Genomic DNA, 19,386 nt, shown 5'->3' on the forward strand with positions numbered 1-19,386 from the left:
GGGATATCCAATGGGCTTTATCGTTCCCGATTCGGTTTTTTTGTAATTTTATTCTAAGTAAAACCGCCTCACCCATCTTTGGATTTGTCGTTTGACTACAATCAATCCTATCCTGGGTAACAATGTCTTTTATTTAATTAAATTTTTGTTTTACAACAAATAATATAATTTAATTTGCTGTTATGATGCGCCATGCTTTTTCAGACGGCCGCATCTTTAACTGTGTTGTTTCGGATTGTTGGCGCGGTTTTGTGTAGTTTTGCAACCTTCATCCGCTCCTGATGGGCAAGTGTCGGCCGGCACCAATCCGCCTTGCCGGGCGGTATGCTTTTCCTGCCGGGCCGGCAGCAGGAAAACAGCCGTCTGAAAAATGTGTGGTGCCTTTGTGGTAGAATGAAAAAAATTTCAACAAAACAAATCTTAAGGAACACAACCATGACGATTGTCAAACAGGAAGACTTTATCCAAAGCATTGCCGATGCTTTCCAGTTCATCAGCTACTACCACCCGGTCGATTACATTCGGGCTTTATATAAAGCGTGGCAGAAAGAAGAAAACCCGGCCGCCAAAGATGCAATGACGCAGATTCTGGTCAACAGTCGTATGTGTGCCGAAGGCCGCCGCCCCATCTGCCAGGATACCGGCATTGCCACCGTGTTTTTAAAAGTGGGCATGAACGTGCAGTGGGATGCTGATTTGAGCATTCAGGAAATGGTTGACGAGGGCGTGCGCCGCGCCTACACCCACCCCGACAACACCCTGCGCGCCTCGGTTTTGGCCGACCCTGCCGGCAAACGCACCAACACCAAAGACAACACCCCCGCCGTGGTGCATATGGAAATCGTGAAAGGCGGTAAAGTCGAAGTAATCTGCGCAGCCAAAGGCGGCGGTTCCGAAAACAAAACCAAAACGGCCATGCTCAACCCTTCCGACAGCATTGTCGATTGGGTGGTTAAAACCATTCCGCAAATGGGCGCCGGCTGGTGTCCGCCCGGCATTTTGGGTATCGGCATCGGCGGCACGCCCGAAAAAGCCGCCCTGATGGCCAAAGAAAGCCTGATGGGGCATATCGATATCCAAGAGTTGCAGGAAAAAGCCCAATCCGGCGCCGAACTTTCCACCACCGAAGCCCTGCGTTTGGAGCTTTATGAAAAAGTGAACGCGCTGGGGGTGGGCGCGCAGGGTTTGGGCGGGCTCACCACCGTGTTGGACGTGAAAATTCTCGACTACCCCACCCACGCCGCTTCCAAGCCCGTGGCCATGATTCCCAACTGCGCCGCTACCCGCCACATCGAATTCGAGCTTGACGGCACCGGCCCCGCGAAGCTCGACCCGCCCAGCCTCGAAGACTGGCCCGACATCACCTACAGCCCCGACAACGGCAAACGCGTAGATGTAGACCAACTCACCAAAGAAGAAGTGGCCACCTGGAAAATGGGCGATGTATTGCTCTTAAACGGCAAAATCTACACCGGCCGCGATGCCGCCCACAAACGCATGACCGATATGCTCGACCAAGGCAGGCAACTGCCGGTGGATTTCACCAACAAGCTGATTTACTATGTGGGCCCCGTTGATCCCGTGCGCGATGAAGTAGTCGGCCCTGCCGGCCCCACCACCGCCACCCGCATGGACAAATTCACCCGCCAGATGCTCGAACAAACCGGCCTGTTGGGCATGATCGGCAAATCGGAGCGCGGTGCCGAAGCCTGTCAAGCCATTGCCGACAACCAAGCCGTTTACCTGATGGCCGTGGGCGGTTCCGCCTATTTGGTGGCCAAAGCCATAAAAGCGGCCAAAGTGGTGGCCTTCCCCGAATTGGGTATGGAAGCGATTTACGAATTTGAAGTCAAAGATATGCCGGTTACCGTGGCTGTAGATTCAAGGGGCAAATCGGTGCATGCCGTTGCACCGAAACAATGGCAGGAAAAAATCGGCATCATTCCGGTAGAAGCCTAATCTTTTAGGAGCGCGCAACAGCCAGGCCGTCTGAAACTTTCAGACGGCCTGAACCGTTGATGCTGCTTGCCGTACCGTAAAAACGGGGAAACCCTTTGAAGCGCGCGGTTGAAAAATTTCCGGCAGGGCGGTTTGAAACAGGCCGTCTGAGAGTTTCAGACGGCCTGAACCGTTGATGCTGCTTGCCGTACCGTAAAAACGGGGAAACCCTTTGAAGCGCACGGTTGAAAAATTTCCGGCAAGGCGGTTGAAACAGGCCGTCTGAGAGTTTCAGACGGCTCAATATCTTCAGGCAGGTGCAGCGTTGCGGGTAATGTTATTCCCCTCCGGGGGCATCGGCAGCTTGAGAAACCGGTATCGGCCGGGTTGGGACAATCCTGCCCGGGAAACGGCTTGCAGAAATGCAGGGATTCGCGGATAGGCCTTCAGACGGCCTGCCCGCCTTGCCCATTTTCCGCCCCGTCCTTACAAAATGCCGATACCGCCTGAATTTTGGCAAACCGTTTCATCTTTGCGCCACAACAAATACAAACCGGCCGTCTGAAACGCTTCAGACGGCCGGGATGAACCCGCCTTTATTTCTGTTGCGGTGTTGTTGCGCTTGGGTTTGAAGAAAACGGTTGCGGCAACAGAGCCGGGCTGCATGTTGTCTGCAATGCCCGCCGCTTGTCGGATAGCGGCCATAAAGTAAATCCGCTATATTGCAGCCCACCCGTTTTAAAGCATCAAAGCGGTTATCCTGCCCGGCTGCATTATTTGCGTTATCTGAAGCCCGCTGCCCGGCCTGCTTTTTTCTTTAATTACCATTAATGTGTTGGATGGTTGGTTCTTAATCAAGCGCAAAGGCTGTCTGAAAACGGCAGGTTCTGTTTCAGGCGGCCTTTGCCCGGCCATTGCCGACCATCAGCGCGGTGCCACCATGTCTTCCGGCTTCACCAGCCCGTCAAACTCTTCTGCGCTCAACAGCTCCAGCGCAATGGCGGTTTCCCGCAGCGATTTATCGTTGTGATAAGCGGTTTTGGCTACTTTGGCCGCATTTTCGTAGCCAATCTTGCGGTTTAACGCCGTTACCAGCATCAGCGAATGGTGCAGGAAATAATCGATTTTCTCCGGCACAGGTTCGATGCCCACGGCGCAATGTTCGTTGAAGCTGTTGCAGGCATCGCCTAAAAGGCGTATCGATTGCAGAAGATTGTAGGCAATCACGGGCATATACACGTTCAGCTCGAAATTGCCCGATGCGCCCGCCATGCCGATGGTTACATCATTGCCGAACACCTGGCAGCACACCATCGTCATCGCTTCGCACTGGGTTGGATTGACTTTGCCGGGCATGATCGAGGAGCCGGGCTCGTTTTCGGGGATTTTGATTTCGCCCAAGCCGCAGCGCGGGCCGGATGCCAGCCAGCGGATATCGTTGGCGATTTTGTTCAAACTTGCCGCCAGCGTTTTCAGCGCGCCCGAGGCATACACGCAGGCATCGCGGCCGGCCAACGCTTCGAATTTGTTGGGCGCGGTGATAAACGGCAGCCCGGAGAGTGCGGCCAGTTCGGCGGCGGCGGTTACCGCATAATCGGGGTGGCTGTTCAAACCTGTGCCGACAGCGGTGCCGCCCAAAGGCAGCTCGTATAAGCCTTGCAGGGCATCGTTCAGACGGCCCAGGCCGTGATCAAGCTGCGACACATAGCCTGAGAATTCCTGCCCCAGGGTGAGAGGCGTGGCATCTTGCAGGTGGGTGCGGCCGATTTTTACAATCGGCTGAAATGCTTCGGCTTTGGCCGCAAGCGTGTCGCGCAGGGCGGTTACGGCAGGAATCAGCAGACGGTTGATTTCGATGGCGGCGGCAACGTGAATGGCGGTTGGGAAAGAGTCGTTGGTTGATTGCGCGTGGTTCACATGATCGTTGGGATGCACGGGGCGGTAGGCCGCCAAACCCGTTCCCGCCAATTCGTTGGCGCGGTTGGACAGCACTTCGTTCATATTCATATTCGACTGTGTGCCCGAGCCGGTTTGCCACACCACCAGCGGAAACTGGCCGTCCAACCTGCCTGCCAGCACATCATCGGCGGCGCGGGTAATCAAATCAGCCTGTTCGGGTTGGATGCGGCCGAGCGCGGCATTGGCGGCGGCAGCGGCTTTTTTAACCAATGCTATAGCGTGAATCAAAGGCTGCGGCAGGGTTTCGCCGCCGATTTTGAAATTGTTGCGGCTGCGCTGGGTTTGCGCGCCCCAATAAGCATCGGCGGGCACTTCTACATTGCCCATCGTGTCGTGCTCGGTGCGGGTGGCCATCTTGTTTCTCCTGTTGTCGGTCAAACTCATGAGATGGTTCATTATGGCACAATTTAAAATAAATGATAATTAAAATCAAATTTTGGCATTATCCTGCTGCAAACTTGCACCGCCCGGGCAAAAACCATCTGCAAGCAGATTGGCACGGTTGCAATCCAAAGGCCGTATTGGCAGGGGCGGTTTGCAAAACAGAAGCCGCTTGAAAAGCCGAAGGCCGTCTGAAAATATTTTCAGACGGCCTTCGAGGTTTACTGCAAACACATTCGCAAACACATTATTGACGGATAAACAGCCGCTTGCTCGGCAGCTCGTTGAGCACGTCTTCGGTGGAATAGCCGCCGATGCGCGGTTTGACCAGCCGCGAATTCACATAGCCGTAAACGGGAATCACCGCGCTGTCTTTATCGATTTGCGCCTCGGCCTGCGTGTAAAGGGCGGCGCGTTCTTTAACGCCCACGCCCGGCTGCAGGGTTTTTGCCAGCAGGGCATCGTAGGCGGCGTTTTTATAGAAAGCGCGGTTGCTGCTGTTGGCCGACTGCAGGGTGTTTAAAAACGTGGAGGGTTCGTTGTAGTCGCCGCACCACGATGCGCGGGCGATTTGGTAGTTGCCGCTGCGGCGGTTGTCGAGATAGGTTTTCCACTCTTGGTTTTCAAGGTTCACTTTCACGAAACCCAGTGCCTGCTGCCACATCGAAGCGGCGGCCACGGCGATTTTTTTATGCTGCTCCGAAGTGTTGTAGAGAAAATTGAAGGTGAGCGGATTGCTTTCGCTATATCCTGCCTCGGCCAGCAGTTTTTTCGCTTCTGCCGCGCGGGAAGCCTGATCGAGCCTGCTCCATTCCGGCGTGTAGGGCACAAAGCCTGCAGTGCCTGTTCGGGTCAGGTTGTAGGCCGGTTCTTCGCCGCGCCCCAGTACTTTGGCAGCGATGGTTTCACGGTCTAAAGCCAGCGACAGTGCCTTGCGCACGCGCACATCGTCAAACGGGGCTTTTTGGTGGTTGATTTCCAGATAATAGGTGCAGAGATAGGGGCTGCGCTTTAATTCTTGCGGATATTTTTCTTGCAGCTTGGCATACATTTCAGGCGGCAGCGCATCGGTGATGTCGATTTCGCCCGCTTCGTAACGGGCCACATCATCGGTTTGCGAGCCCACGGGCAGAAACACCACGTTATCGATTTTCACGTTGGCGGCATCGCGGTATTGCGGGTTTTTTGCCAACTCGATGCGCTCGTTTACTACCCATTTTTTCATCACATAGGGGCCGTTGCCGACAAAATTTTCAGGCTGCGTCCATTTCGCGCCGTGTTTTTCCACCGTGGCACGGTGCACGGGCTTGGTGGCGGCGTGATACAGCATTTGCGGGAAATAAGGCACCGCTGCCGTGAGGGTAACTTGCAGCGTTTGCGGATCAACGGCTTTCACGCCGAGCGTTTCGGGCGGCTTTTTGCCCGTTAAGATTTCATCGATGTTTTCGATTTTGGCCGTCTGAAGATAAGTGGCGTATTGCGAAGCGGTTTTCGGATCGGCCAAACGCCGCCAGCTGTAAACGAAATCTTCGGCGGTGAACGGCTCGCCGTTGCTCCATTTCAGGCCTTCGCGCAGTTTGAACGTCCACACTTTGTTATCGGCACTTTGCCACGATTCGGCGGCGGCGGGAACCACCGCGCCTTTTCCATCGGTTTCTACCAAGCCTTCCAGCAGGTCGCGCACCACATTGATTTCAGGCACGCCGGTAATCTGGTGCGGGTCGAGCGACTGCGGCTCGGTAACATTGTTGCGGGTAACGGTGTCGGCAGCCGGGGTTGCGGCAGCACCGGCGGTTTGTTCCTGCCCGCCGCAGGCGCCAAGCAACAGAGCGGCAACGGCCGCCACAGAAAAACGGAAAGGGGAGGGCATAAAATTTCCTCTGCAAAAATATCGGAACACAACGGGCAGATTGTAAAACAAAACCCAGGCCGTCTGAAACACTCAGACGGACTGGGCTGGTTTCGCTTGCAAACTGAAATATCGGCAGCATGCAAAAGCGGCCGCAAAAGTTTACCGGCTTTGCCAACCTGCCGTGCAGGGTTTCGGCGGGTTGTGGAGCGCATGGTGCGGCGCGGTCATCTTCAGACGGCTTGGGGTCGGATAACGGCTGTCGCGTTACCGGCGCGGGGCAGGCCGGCGGATTACCCCCGCCGCCAGGTGGTGCCGCCGGCGCCGTCTTCCAAGATAATGTTTTCGGCGTTGAGCAGGTCGCGGATGCGGTCGGATTCGGCCCAGTTTTTTGCCGCGCGCGCCTGTTTGCGCTGTTCGATCAGAGATTCGATGTCGGCATTGGAAAGGCCGTCTGAAACGCTGCCGCCCTGCAAAAATGCCTGAGGATCGCGCTGCAGCAGGCCGATGGTGCCCGCCAGTGCTTTCAAGTATCCGGCCAGTTCGGCGCTGTTGGTTTTGTTGGCTTCGCCGGCCAGCTCGAACAGCACGGCAACGGCTTCTGCGGTGCCGAAATCATCGTTCATCGCGGTGTGGAAACGGCGGGTGTAGGCGTTGCTGTTTTCATGCGCGACCACTTCGGCGGGCGGGGTGTTTTTCAGGGCGGTGTAAAGGCGGGTGAGCGCGCCTTTGGCATCGTTGAGATGGGCATCGGAATAATTCAGCGGGCTGCGGTAGTGGGCGCGCAGGATAAAAAAGCGCACCACTTCGGGATCGTATTGCTTGAGCACGTTGCGGATGGTGAAGAAGTTGCCCAGTGATTTCGACATTTTTTCGCCGTCCACGCGGATAAAGCCGTTGTGCAGCCAGTATTTCACATGGCTGGCTGTGGTTTTGCCGTGCGCTTCGTGATGCAGGCAGACACCGTGTGCGCCCACGCTTTGGGCGATTTCGTTTTCGTGGTGGGGAAACTGCAAATCGGCACCGCCGCCGTGGATATCGAAGGTGTTGCCGAACCATTCTCCGCCCATCGCCGAGCATTCGATGTGCCAGCCGGGGCGGCCTTTGCCCCACGGGCTGCTCCAAAAATCGGCTTCGTTGGGCTTGGCGGCTTTCCACAACACGAAATCGAGCGGATCGCGCTTGAAGCCGTCTACTTCCACCCGCTCGCCCGCGCGCAGGTCGCCCAGCGATTTGCCCGATAGTTGGCCGTAGGCGGCAAATTCGCGCACGGCGTAGTAAACATCGCCGTTTTCGGCAGGATACGCCTTGCCGTTGGCAATCAGCCGCTCAATCATGGCAATCATTGGGCCGATGTGTTCGGTGGCTTTCGGCTCGGCATCGGGGCGCAACACGCCCAGCGCATCGGCATCTTCGTTCATCGCTTGGATAAAGCGTGCGGTCAGCGCGCCGATGGTTTCGCCGTTTTCGGCGGCGCGGGCGATGATTTTGTCGTCAATGTCGGTGATGTTGCGCACATAAGTGAGCGGGTAGCCGCACGCGCGCAGCCAGCGCGCCACCATGTCGAACACCACCATCACGCGGGCGTGGCCGAGATGGCAGTAGTCGTAAACCGTCATGCCGCAAACATACATACGCACGTTTTCGGGGTTGAGCGGCACAAACGGTTCTTTTTGGCGGGTTAAGGTGTTGTAAACGGTTAGCATTGGCATATAGGTTATTTAAAATAAAAAATTGTCAAAATCATAGCCACGCTCTTCAACAAATTTGGAAAATTCATTTTGATCGTTGAGAGCGGGAAATTCACGTTTAATTTCAGTATTGATATTGTTCAAGAGGGTCTGTGAAATTGGATACTTGCCGCGCAGAGCTTTTTCATACCAAGCAATCAAATCATCTTCTGTCACAATATTTTGAATTTTGGTTTTCCAGCCGATTTGTGTTAGTAGTGAAACAATGACAGATTGCTCAGCTTTTTTGCAGACGATAACAATTCTGTCGGCACTGATTGACTCGACAATATCTTCCGCTAATTCTTCATCAAGCGACAAGTGTTTGACCTGTATTGCCAAACCGAAGTTAGACCACATATCTAATCCTCTGTCGGCCGCATTAGTTACACCGACACGGTAGATTTTAGCAGGTAGTTGTAACCCGCCGTTACTCGGAAGCGGAAAGAGTTTTTCGGCAAATTCCTGATACTCCTGCCATAAAAAATATTTCTCTCTTGGGAAATCAACTGATACGGTTACACCTAGTTCGGAAATCAATGCGTCAAACAGTGCATAAACAACAATTTCATAAATTTTGTCTATGCTTCTTTTCAGGCCCGGTTCATGCCAAAACAGATTAATAAAATCGGCGAGAAGGAAAGAGTTCGCATCATTGTTCCTGCAATAGGCTAGAGCTTTATCCATTTGGGAAAAACGACCAATAAAGCATTTATATATATAAGCCTCTACTTGACCGTTTGTGTTGCGGTTCAATTCACCTAACGCAGCCAGTTTTTCAGGTGGCATAGCATTGTTTTCAAAAAGATTATCTTGGAATTTTGCCGATGAAGTGGAAGTTCTACCCAAGAACTGTCGACAAATTGTATCGCGCCAACGCTTGGACTGGGTGCGGTATGCCTCCAAATCGGATAAATCCAAACGACTGATACAGCGGTCGTGATGCAGAATTTCGGCTATTTGAATGGGTTTGTACAAATGCACTCGTGATTTTTTAATCACACTATCCAATGCTTGCTTCGCAGCTTGCTGTTCGTTAGTCAGCATAAGATCTCCAATAAATCTAGTTGTCCGCACTTTTGTGTTTTACCCGATAGCGCATCCAGCATATTCCCTGCAATTGCTTCGATAACGGGTACGGAAACCGAGTTTCCTGCTACTTTTCTAACTTGGGAATAAGGGATATTAATTTTAAAATCATCAGGGAAACCTTGTAGTCGTAGCATTTCCCTGCCAGTCAAACGCCTGATACCGTTTACAACCAAATAATTGTAGCTGCCCCCCGCCCGCAATGCACACGAGTATGGCAGGGCGGAAATATTGCCGCCAATATTTTCATGCCAAATCGATGGTATAGGAGCAACTTTTTTTAAAGCAGAAAAGCGTTTCTCTTTTAAATAATCAGATAAAAAATAACTGGAATCTACCATGCTATCATCTTCTAAAATTTCCGACAGCGGGCGGTAAAACCCCGCAGGCTCGGGAAAGTTAAAATAAATATCTTCTGCAAAGCCGACAATATAAATTCTTTCGCGTTTTTGCGGTAAGCCGTAATCCAGCGTATTCAGTACCCGGTAATAAACGTTATAACCCAACTGTTCCAATGTAGTCAGAATAACTTGGAAAGTCCGTCCTGAGTCGTGCGAAGTTAGACGTTTGACATTTTCCAGCAAAAATGCACGGGGACGTTTAACTTTAAGTATTTCGGCAATATTAAAAAACAGCGTGCCGCGTGTATCTTCAAATCCTAACCCCTTGCCCGCAATACTAAATGGTTGGCAAGGAAAGCCAGCCAGCAGAATATCGTGATCAGGGATGTCAGCAGGATCAATGTCGTTGATGTCACCAAACGGCATTTCCCCAAAATTGACTGAATACATTTCACAGGCATATTTGTCCCATTCTGAAGAAAATACGTTGGTGCAGCCGTATTTTTCAAAACCCAAACGGATGCCACCGATACCTGAAAATAAATCAATTGTTCTATACATAATTTAACTCGGAACACTCATACAAATTTCGGTATTTTGCCGAGCTCACGCTCGGTCTATTGTTGCAGCTGCCATCAAAGGGAAAACAACAGTTGCTTTATCTCACCAACCTCCAGCCGCCTTCTTCACGCAACAAGCGGATCTTGCCGTTGCGCGAGGCATAGCCGCCTTTCACGCTTTCCAAAACGGTGTGTTCCGGCACGCCGGAGGCGAACACTTCGGCGCGGGATTTGTCGTCCGACAATAACACATATACCGCCAGCGTGTCGTTATCGGGGTCGGCGAATTGGATATCGGGGTTGTCGAACGGTTGGATGCACTGCTGTTTCAACACTGACCAGCTTTGCCCGGCCGAAGTGATGCAGCTGTGCGCATCGCGGCCTCCTCCGATTGCGGGGGCGGTTTCAAATGGTGGGGCAGTGCAGGCCGCCAGCGCGGCGGCAAGCAGGGCGGGCGGTTTTTTTTGCATGTGCAGGTTCCTTGTCTAAACGATGTTCCCGGTCAAGGCCGTCTGAAAAGAAAGTTTCAGACGGCCTTTATTCGGCTTTGAACACCGCCGTATCGGTTTTCGGCTGTTCTGCCGCTATATCCGCCGCAATCTGCCGCGCTGCCTGCGCCTCGGCGGCCAGGCGTTTTTTCTCGGTGAGGTAGGTGTTGGTCTGATACACCAGATCCTGCGTGCCTTCGTGGGTGAGTGCGCTGATTTTAAACAGGCGCGGGGTTTGCATATCGAAGCCGAAGCTGTCGTCCGGCTGCGGGTGGTTCCAGCCGATTTGTTCCAAAAACCGGGCGGTGCGCGCTTGGGCTTCTTCGGGCGCGAGCATATCGAGTTTGTTTAATACCAGCCAGCGGGGCTTGCTGTATAGCGCTTCATCGTATTTGCGCAGCTCTTCAATCAGCGCCAGCGCTTCGGCAGCGGGGTCGGCGTTTTCGTCAAACGGTGCCAAGTCCACCATGTGCAGCAGCAGGCCGGTGCGCGAGAGGTGTTTCAAAAAGCGGTGGCCCAAGCCCGCGCCTTCGGCCGCGCCTTCTATCAGGCCGGGAATGTCGGCCATCACGAAGCTGTGGTTTTCGTTGATGCGCACCACGCCGAGGTTGGGGTGCAGGGTGGTGAAGGGGTAGTCGGCCACTTTGGGGCGGGCGGCGGAAACGGCGCGGATCAGGGTGGATTTGCCGGCATTGGGCATGCCGAGCAGGCCGACATCGGCCAATACTTTCAACTCAAGCTTCAGGCTGCGCGCTTCTCCCTCTTCGCCGGGGGTGGACTGTTTGGGTGCGCGGTTTACCGATGATTTGAAGTGGATGTTGCCCAGGCCGCCTTTGCCGCCGCGTGCCACGCATACGCGCTGGCCGTGGTGGGTAAGGTCGGCCAGCAGTTCGCCGGTGTCGGTGTCGCGGATCAGTGTGCCCACCGGCATAGGCAGTTCGATATTGTCGGCACCTTTGCCGTAACGGTCGGAACCGTGGCCTTTTTCGCCGTTTTTGGCCTGATAGCGTTTGACGAAACGGTATTCCACCAGCGTGTTGACGTTTTCATCGGCCACGGCAAACACGCTGCCGCCTTTGCCGCCGTCGCCGCCGTCGGGCCCGCCGCGCGGTACGAATTTTTCGCGGCGGAAGCTCACGGTGCCGTTGCCGCCCCTGCCTGCCACCACTTCGATTTTGGCTTCGTCTATAAATTTCATGATGTTTTCTACCAAAAGGTTTTCAGACGGCCGCAACACAGCGGCCGTCTGAAAAGAATATTAAATCGGTCAATATTATAAATTATAAAGGATATGTCCAAAGGCCGTCTGAAATATTGTTCGGACGGCCTGCGGGGCGGCTTTCGGTAAGTTGTGGCGGTGGGTTTGATTGGTTTGCCGCTATCGCTGAAGACAAGGAAAAATCCATTTCAACAAAAGCTTGTCTGAAATGCCGGTTTTGTTTCATATCTCGGCATACCGTGTCTTTAACACGTTATTTATCGGGCAGCCCGTTTGTTGCGGCTGCCTGCAAACGCGGCTCGAAACTGCTCAAGTCCACGCCTGCCTGTTTGGCTGCCGCCACGGCTTGTGCCGCCGGCAAACCGTTCTGTACCTGATGGTAAGCCCACAGCAGGGTGCTGCGTGTGCCTGTGCGGCAATAGGCCAAAACCGGTTTTTCGGCTTGGCTTATCAGAGCTTGGAAGCGTGCGGCGTCCTGCCCGTTGATTGCGGGTGCGGTTACGGGCTGGTGTGCCGTGTTGGTGATGCCGGCATCGGCCAGCCATTGCCGCACCTGATTAAAATCGGGTTGGTTGTCGGCTTCGCCATCAGGGCGGTTGCAGATCACGCTGCGTATGCCCAAAGCTGCCGCATCGGCCGCATCGGCTTGGGTGGGCTGCGGGGCAATATATAGCCCTTCGGCAAGTTTGCGGATATTCATCGGTTGCTCCTTTTTGAATCTGTTTGATTTTCAGACGGCCGAATGTTTGGATATGGTAAACCGGCTTGATTCCCGTTACGGCGTTGTGCGGCCGGCTTAACCGGCAAACCGCCAATCGGAGGCGCAGCCGGTTGCGCAGGATCTGCATTGCCTGCGGTTTGCTGCTCTGCGCCGAAAATGAAGCGGGTTCACTGTAAACAAAATGCGTTGCGGCCGTCTGAAAAACCGTTGGCCACTGCCTGTGCTACACGCCCAGCCACTGCTTCAGTAGATAACGGTCGGTTATTTCCAATACGGCGGTATCGGCCTCCGCCGCCTGTACGGTCAAATCGGTTTCGTGCAGCACGCCGTGGCGGAAGTAGTGGATGTGCAGGGTTTCGCCTATTTCAAACTGCGGCCACTGCTGCTCAAAAGCAGTGCAGGCAAAGCCGTTGACGGCGATGATTGTGTCTTTCGGGCAGAGTGCGGCCTGCTCGGCGCTGCCGCCGTTGAACACATGGGTTAGGGTGATGCCGTGGGCGTTTTGTTTGAAGCGCGCGCCCAAATCGCCGGCAGGCAGGGCGGTTTCCGCGCCTGCGCCCAACCCGCCGCCGCGGCTGCGCGGCGCGGCCTGCCATTGCAGCTTTACGCCCGCAGTTTCCAGGCTGTTTTGCAGGGGCAGATTGCCGGTGGAATATAAGGCCGTCTGAAAAAAACTGCCTAAGTCCAAGCCGGTTATCTCTTGGCAATATACCTGCCATTGCCGCTCTTTGATGCCTTTGCCGTTTTCGCACCAATTGCGGTAGAGCGTCTGCATCACCGTGTCCAAACTGTGTTTGCCTGCGCTTTTGCTGCGGATCTGCAAATCCAGACATAAAGCCGCCAGCGCACCTTTCTGGTAGTAGCTGACGATGGCGTTGGGGCTGTTTTCGTCTGGTTTGTAAAATTTGTTCCACGCGGTAAAACTCGATTGCGCCAACGTTTGTTTCAGACGGCCTTTACCTTGCTGCACGCGGGTGATGGTTTGCGCCAGCAGCTTTAAATAAGCTTCCGGTGCAATCACGCCGCTGCGCACGAGAAATAAATCATCGTAATAAGACGTGATGCCCTCAAACGCCCAGAGCTGTTCGGTGTAGCTTTCGCTGTCCAAACGGTAGGGCAGGAATGCGGCGGGCTTGATGGATTTGACGTTCCAGGCGTGGAAATACTCATGGCTGAACAGCCCCAACAGTTGGATATAGGCATCGTTGGGCTCAATCATGTTGCGGGCGGGCAGGCTGTTGCGGCCGGCCAACAACGCCGTGCTGCTGATGTGTTCCAGACCGCCGTAAATATCATCGCCCACATGCAGGAGAAACAGGTATTCCTGAAACGGGGCGGGGGAGGGGAACATATTCTGCTGGGCGGTGCAGATTCTCTGTATGTTTTCAAGCAGACGCGGGCGGTCGAAGTCGCGGTAGCGGCCGCTCAGCACGATGCGGTGCGGAATCGAGCCGGCTTCAAAATGCAGTGTTTCAAATGTGCCCAGCTCAAAGGGGTGGTCGATCAATGCGGCATAAGAGGCCGTCTGAAAAATATGTTTGCCTGCGCCAGGCATGGATGTGGCAATCTGCCAGCCTTCGGGAAGCCCTTCGAAAGCGATTTGGTGCGGTTGGTTTTCGAGGCCGACAATATTGAGCAGCAGGCAGGCACCATCGAAAAAACCGCGTTCGGTGCTTAAAAACGAACCGCGCACGGATAAATCAAACGCATAAACAGTGTAGTGGATTTGCCACTCTTGCCCCCTGCCTTCGGCAGTCCATTCGTTTTTAGATATCTGTTCAAGCACGGCAGGCCGCCCGTCTGATAAAACATCGATGCTGATAATGTGGCGTGAAAAATCGCGAATCAGATAGCTGCCCGGCACCCAGTTGGGAAGCTTGATTTGTAAGGGTTTGTTATCCTGCCGGTAAAAACTCAGGCAAATCCGCCACAAATGGGCGGCAGGAACGGGCATAATGGTGTAGTGGAGAATGGAGTGGTTTGGCACGGTTGCAGCCTGTGTAATGGTTTAACAAACTTGATTTACATCAAGAAACTTTATGTAGCTAACCTATAATCTAATAAAATCAGGCTGAAAGCAAGCCGGTATGCCTGATGGAGGTTGGGTATTCGAACCGATTCGGCTTGGTAGCAGACAGGTTTTGATTTAAAATGCAAAGCTTGAAAAGCCGCAATCTGCCCGGGTTTACGCGGGAGCGGTGTTAAATTAAGAAAAATCGGGTATATCTTTGGCGTGTTTCAGCAAACCGGAGCAAACCGATAAATGTAAATTGCCATGTTTAATGGAGACCCTTATGGAAACGCAAACATATAACTACAAGGTGGTGCGCCAGTTTGCCGTCATGACTGTAGTTTGGGGTATCGTGGGCATGCTGGTGGGCGTGATTATCGCCGCCCAGCTGTTTCTGCCCGCCCTCAATCTTGCGGATGTCGGACCTTGGTTTCACTTCGGCCGTCTGCGTCCGCTGCACACCAATGCGGTGATTTTCGCTTTCGGCGGCTGCGGCCTGTTCGCCACGTCCTATTATGTGGTACAGCGCACCTGCAATGTGCGTTTGTTTGGCGGCAAATGGCTGCCTGCCTTTACTTTTTGGGGATGGCAGTTGGTTATCGTTTTAGCCGCCATCACCTTGCCGCTGGGCTACACCCAGGGTAAGGAATATGCCGAATTGGAATGGCCGATCGATATTCTGATTGCGTTGGTATGGGTTGCCTATGCGGTTGTCTTCTTCGGCACTATTGCTACCCGGAAAATCAAACACATTTATGTGGCCAACTGGTTCTATGGTGCATTTATTTTGGCAGTGGCACTGCTGCATATCGTTAATAGCTTGGCTATTCCTGCCGGAGCCATGAAATCTTACCCGGTTTATTCGGGTGCCATTGATGCCATGGTTCAATGGTGGTACGGGCATAATGCCGTAGGTTTCTTTCTGACTGCCGCTTTCTTGGGCATGATGTATTACTTCGTACCCAAACAGGCCGGCCGCCCGGTTTACTCTTACCGTTTGTCTGTTGTGCACTTTTGGGCGTTGATTTTCACTTATATGTGGGCAGGCCCCCACCATCTTCACTATACCGCTTTGCCCGACTGGACTCAATCGTTGGGTATGGTTTTGTCGCTGATTCTGTTTGCTCCATCATGGGGCGGTATGATTAACGGCATTATGACTCTGTCGGGTGCATGGCATAAACTGCGTACCGATCCGATTTTGAAATTCCTGGTGGTTTCCCTTTCTTTCTACGGGATGTCCACTTTTGAAGGTCCGATGATGTCGATTAAAACCGTCAACGCATTGAGCCACTATACCGACTGGACTGTGGGACACGTTCACTCGGGCGCTTTGGGTTGGGTCGGCTTTGTTACCATCGGTGCAATCTACTACCTGATTCCGCGCCTGTTCGGTAAAAGGGAAATGTATAGCATCAAGCTGATTGAAGCCCACTTTTGGATTGCAACCATCGGTGTTGTGCTATACATCGCCTCTATGTGGATTTCCGGTGTGATGCAGGGTCTGATGTGGGGAGCATTGAATGATGACGGCACTCTGACCTACTCTTTTGTAGAATCGGTAAAACGCAGCATGCCTTTCTATATGATTCGCTTTGCAGGCGGCCTGCTGTATCTGAGCGGGATGGTAATTATGGCCTACAACGTTTACCGCACCGTTATCGGGGGCAAACCTGTTGATGCCGAAATTCCTGCCGTTTCTCAAGCGCAACATCACTAACGATAAAAGAAAGACAGGCTACCAAAATGAAATTACAACAATTAGTCGAAGAAAAAGTCGGCATGTTGATTGTTTGTACCTTTGTGGTGATCAGCATCGGCCTTTTGATTGAGATTGTGCCGCTGTTCTTTACCAAATCGGTAACAGAGCCGATTAAAGGCGTTAAACCTTACTCTGCTTTGCAAGTGGCCGGACGTGATATTTATGTACGTGAAGGTTGCTACAACTGCCACTCCCAAATGATCCGCCCGTTCCGTGCGGAAACTGAACGTTACGGCCACTATTCAGTCGGTGGTGAGTCCGTTTACGACCATCCTTTCCAGTGGGGTTCCAAACGCACCGGCCCAGACTTGGCCCGGGTGGGTGGCCGTTATTCAGACGAATGGCACCGCCTTCACCTGCTGAACCCGCGTGATGTGGTGCCGGAATCCAATATGCCTGCTTTCCCGTGGTTGGCACGTAATAAAGTAGATGCCGAAGCAACCGTGCAACATATGAAAGCACTACGTGCAATCGGTACACCTTACAGCAATGAAGAAATCGCAAAAGCACCCGAAGAATTGGCCGACAAATCAGAATTGGATGCTGTGATTGCCTACCTGCAAGGTTTGGGTTTGGCACTGAAAAACGTAAGGTAACATCATGGATATCAACTGGGTGCGTTCACTCTTTACCGTATGGGTATTTATCAGTTTCATGTTGGTTTTGTATGTTGTGTTGAACAAACGCAACAAACGTAATTATGATGCTGCCGCCAACAGCATCATGGAAGATAACGATATCCCTGATAACGAAAAAAACGATCGCTAACCCGGTTTCCCGTGACAAACGGAGCAAATAATGAACACAACTTCCCAATTTACCAGCAATTTCTGGAATATATACATTGCCGTTATCGTATTGCTCAGCTTCATCGGCTTGATTTGGCTTTTGCTTTCGCAAAACAAAGTTAAATCTCCACCTAAAGGTGAAGACGTGAAAACCATGGGGCATTCATGGGACGGTATTGAAGAATACAACAATCCTCTGCCCCGCTGGTGGTTTTGGCTTTATATCGCCACTTGGATTTTCGGCGCAGCCTATCTGTTTTTATATCCCGGTTTAGGTGACTACAAAGGATATTTGAATTGGAGCAGTGCCAACCAATACGAAAAAGAAGTTCAAAAAGCAGATGAACAATACGGCAAACTGTATGCTAAATTTGCCGATATGCCGATTGAGCAGGTAGCCAAAGACCCTCAGGCTCAACGCATCGGCAAGAACCTGTTTGATACCTACTGTATCCAATGCCACGGTTCCGATGCCAAAGGTTCTAAAGGCTTTCCCAATCTGACTGACCACGATTGGTTGTGGGGCGGTGAACCAGAAAAAATCCAGGAAACCATTCAAAAAGGCCGTATCGGCATCATGGCTGCTTGGGGGCCTGCTTTGGGTGAGGAGCGTGTAAAAGACGTTGCCAACTATGTAATGTCGCTGTCCAAAGGTAAGGATCAATACGATGAAGCCCGTGCCGAACGCGGCAAACTGCTGTTTAACGGCCCGCCTGCTAACTGCTTTACCTGCCACGGAGACAAAGGTCAAGGCATTCAGGGCTTGGGCCCGAATCTGACAGATGATGTTTGGTTGTGGGGCGGAACACAAAAAGCTATTATTGAAACCATCACCAACGGCCGCCACAACCAAATGCCTGCTTGGGACAATTTCTTGGATAAAGACAAACTGCACATTATGACCGCTTATGTATGGGGTTTGTCCAATAAAGACGGTAAATCACCGACTAAACCTACTGAAGCTGTTTCTGCCAGTATGCCTGCGGGCACAACACCGGCTTCCGAATCGGCGGTTTCTGCTCCCCAAGCCGCCTCTGATTCTGCAGAGCTAGTCGTTGACAATGCCGATGTAACTTACGACACCCAAGCCGGCACACCCATCGGCACCTTCTATTTTGCCACCGGTAAAAGCGAAGTGGCCAACAACGCGGCTATTATCCTGACTGACCTGATTAAAGCCGGCAAAGACGGCAAAAAATTGGTTGTCAGCGGCTACACTGACAGCACCGGCAATGCGGCAGCCAATGAAAAACTGTCGAAAGCCCGTGCGCAGGCAGTAGAAGATTTCTTGAAAGCGCAAGGCATTGATGCCAAAAACATTGAATTGCGCAAACCGGAAAACACCACTGCTGCCCAAGGCAACAATGCATCAGGCCGCCGTGTAGAAGTGAAAGTTGAAGGTTAATTTATCCCTCCTTCACTCTTTCATTTCTGTATCGATAACAAGCCCTGATATTTTTGCATTGCTCCAAATCGGGCAGCTTAATCAAGCGGTTTCTAAGGACTGAATTCTGTACCGAACAGGACTCAGTCCTTTTTATTTGAGGCTTAACCCTATCGTGGTTGTAGTAATAGGTATGTTCATGTGATGCGGTTTCCAATCCGGCAATATAGTGAACCTACTTTATTTTAGTTATGGTGTCACTGTGCCTTGGCTCAAGGAGAACGATTTTCGGCTGTCGAGGGACAACAGAATGGTTCTTACTATTTGCATTGTCGGCAGGTTTGTTGCCTTGTTCTGAAAATAAGGTGGGTTGACGGTATCAAAATAGGCCGTCTGAAAAACGGGTATAGGACGGAAATACTGAAAATCCGTATAAAGAATCTTGCCCTATCGTGTTAGCCTGAAAACAGAAAGTTCCAGAAAATCAGCTACAAAGCTTGATTTAAGAATGTTGTCGATGATATCGGTATTGATCACAACGAATTTGAGCAATATTTCGAATGATCATTTGAAGATGTCAGCAGCGCCTTGAAAAATGGCAGATCTACGGAAAAACGCCACAGGCATCTGAAAGCCCGTAGGGAAGGTATACCTTCCTAAAGCAGCTGCATAGTCTCCGTTTAAAAACGCCCTATCATATAAATAAAAGGACGGCTCTTGCTTTTGCGGTTATGCGTTGAGAAACAGCGGGTAGGCACACACGGTAAAGCAGGAACCAAACCTGTGTGGTCGGTGTTGTTTGATTGCCGTGTCAGCCACAGTATGTTTGACGGTCGGGTGAAACCAGTGCTGCTTGCCCGATTTTCTGAGAGAAGTATTATGATGGAAAATTCTATGGTGATAAGCCATACTGCCTTTTATAAGGGGGAAACTGCTACTTTGCTTGAGGCGGCAGGCTATCAGATTTTGCGCACAGCCCGGACTTCAACCCGGTTGGATACTGTTGGAATCGGATCAAGAATTTCGGGCGTTATGTATTGATGAGATGTTTGCTTAGAGAGTGAGGAAGTGTATGGAAATCAGTTGGTTGCGATATGGTGAATCCACTCAAACAGATGCAAGCCAGCGAGCTGCTGCCAGTAAAACCGTATAAGTTTTCCAACGTT

15 protein-coding genes are annotated in these 19,386 nt (G+C 52.2%); 5 read left to right on the plus strand and 10 right to left on the minus strand.

Translation table 11 applies throughout. The features are described 5' to 3' along the window. Positions 1 to 435 precede the first annotated feature (435 nt). Positions 436 to 1,959: a fumarate hydratase gene (locus tag IR141_RS02310; protein ID WP_135034075.1), complete on the plus strand. Its 1,524-nt coding sequence runs from the start codon at positions 436 to 438 to the stop codon at positions 1,957 to 1,959. Between the two features lie 465 nt (positions 1,960 to 2,424). Here IR141_RS02310 and IR141_RS02315 read toward each other — a convergent pair whose 3' ends face one another. The 10 genes from IR141_RS02315 to IR141_RS02360 form a co-directional block, all read right to left on the minus strand. Then, positions 2,425 to 2,643 (minus strand): hypothetical protein, encoded by a 219-nt coding sequence (locus tag IR141_RS02315; protein WP_135033286.1) that lies wholly within the window; start codon positions 2,641 to 2,643, stop codon positions 2,425 to 2,427. Positions 2,644 to 2,862: 219 nt separating this feature from the next. Next, positions 2,863 to 4,251: a class II fumarate hydratase gene (fumC, locus tag IR141_RS02320; RefSeq protein ID WP_135034076.1), complete on the minus strand. Its 1,389-nt coding sequence runs from the start codon at positions 4,249 to 4,251 to the stop codon at positions 2,863 to 2,865. Positions 4,252 to 4,525: 274 nt separating this feature from the next. Continuing rightward, complete coding sequence (locus IR141_RS02325) at positions 4,526 to 6,148, minus strand: ABC transporter substrate-binding protein (RefSeq protein ID WP_135034077.1); 1,623 nt, start codon at positions 6,146 to 6,148, stop codon at positions 4,526 to 4,528. 272 nt (positions 6,149 to 6,420) lie between these two features. Continuing rightward, positions 6,421 to 7,833: a cysteine--tRNA ligase gene (cysS, locus tag IR141_RS02330; protein WP_135034097.1), complete on the minus strand. Its 1,413-nt coding sequence runs from the start codon at positions 7,831 to 7,833 to the stop codon at positions 6,421 to 6,423. A 15-nt stretch (positions 7,834 to 7,848) separates the two neighbouring features. Further along, positions 7,849 to 8,904 carry a HaeII family restriction endonuclease gene (locus IR141_RS02335; protein ID WP_228068129.1) on the minus strand — a complete coding sequence of 352 codons (1,056 nt, stop codon included), beginning with the start codon at positions 8,902 to 8,904 and terminating at the stop codon, positions 7,849 to 7,851. Beyond that, positions 8,898 to 9,848, minus strand: a complete 951-nt coding sequence (locus IR141_RS02340) for a DNA cytosine methyltransferase (protein ID WP_135034078.1) — start codon at positions 9,846 to 9,848, stop codon at positions 8,898 to 8,900. Before IR141_RS02340 ends, IR141_RS02335 begins: the two co-directional genes overlap by 7 nt. 97 nt (positions 9,849 to 9,945) lie before the next feature. Then, a complete protein-coding gene (locus IR141_RS02345) occupies positions 9,946 to 10,317 on the minus strand; it encodes a hypothetical protein (RefSeq protein ID WP_135034079.1) in 372 nt (123 codons plus the stop codon). Between the two features lie 67 nt (positions 10,318 to 10,384). Continuing rightward, positions 10,385 to 11,533: a GTPase ObgE gene (obgE, locus tag IR141_RS02350; RefSeq protein ID WP_135034080.1), complete on the minus strand. Its 1,149-nt coding sequence runs from the start codon at positions 11,531 to 11,533 to the stop codon at positions 10,385 to 10,387. A 274-nt stretch (positions 11,534 to 11,807) separates the two neighbouring features. Further along, positions 11,808 to 12,254 carry a TIGR01244 family sulfur transferase gene (locus tag IR141_RS02355; RefSeq protein WP_135034081.1) on the minus strand — a complete coding sequence of 149 codons (447 nt, stop codon included), beginning with the start codon at positions 12,252 to 12,254 and terminating at the stop codon, positions 11,808 to 11,810. Positions 12,255 to 12,498: 244 nt separating this feature from the next. After that, positions 12,499 to 14,247, minus strand: a complete 1,749-nt coding sequence (locus IR141_RS02360) for a M61 family metallopeptidase (protein WP_135034099.1) — start codon at positions 14,245 to 14,247, stop codon at positions 12,499 to 12,501. Positions 14,248 to 14,569: 322 nt separating this feature from the next. Here IR141_RS02360 and ccoN point away from each other — a divergent pair, with 322 nt between their 5' ends. Genes ccoN through ccoP form a run of 4 tightly spaced genes read left to right on the plus strand, consistent with a single transcriptional unit; the run spans position 14,570 to position 18,241 of the window. Next, positions 14,570 to 16,006: a cytochrome-c oxidase, cbb3-type subunit I gene (gene ccoN / locus IR141_RS02365; protein WP_187000586.1), complete on the plus strand. Its 1,437-nt coding sequence runs from the start codon at positions 14,570 to 14,572 to the stop codon at positions 16,004 to 16,006. A gap of 26 nt (positions 16,007 to 16,032) precedes the next feature. Next, positions 16,033 to 16,644: a cytochrome-c oxidase, cbb3-type subunit II gene (gene ccoO / locus IR141_RS02370; RefSeq protein WP_135034083.1), complete on the plus strand. Its 612-nt coding sequence runs from the start codon at positions 16,033 to 16,035 to the stop codon at positions 16,642 to 16,644. A 4-nt stretch (positions 16,645 to 16,648) separates the two neighbouring features. Continuing rightward, the gene (locus tag IR141_RS02375) at positions 16,649 to 16,816 is read left to right on the plus strand and encodes a CcoQ/FixQ family Cbb3-type cytochrome c oxidase assembly chaperone (RefSeq protein ID WP_135034084.1); all 168 of its coding nucleotides are present in this window, start codon (positions 16,649 to 16,651) and stop codon (positions 16,814 to 16,816) included. 30 nt (positions 16,817 to 16,846) lie between these two features. Beyond that, complete coding sequence (ccoP, locus tag IR141_RS02380) at positions 16,847 to 18,241, plus strand: cytochrome-c oxidase, cbb3-type subunit III (RefSeq protein WP_135034085.1); 1,395 nt, start codon at positions 16,847 to 16,849, stop codon at positions 18,239 to 18,241. Positions 18,242 to 19,386: the final 1,145 nt, after the last annotated feature.

This window comes from Neisseria sp. 19428wB4_WF04, from assembly GCF_015235335.1.
Lineage (GTDB): Bacteria > Pseudomonadota > Gammaproteobacteria > Burkholderiales > Neisseriaceae > Neisseria > Neisseria musculi.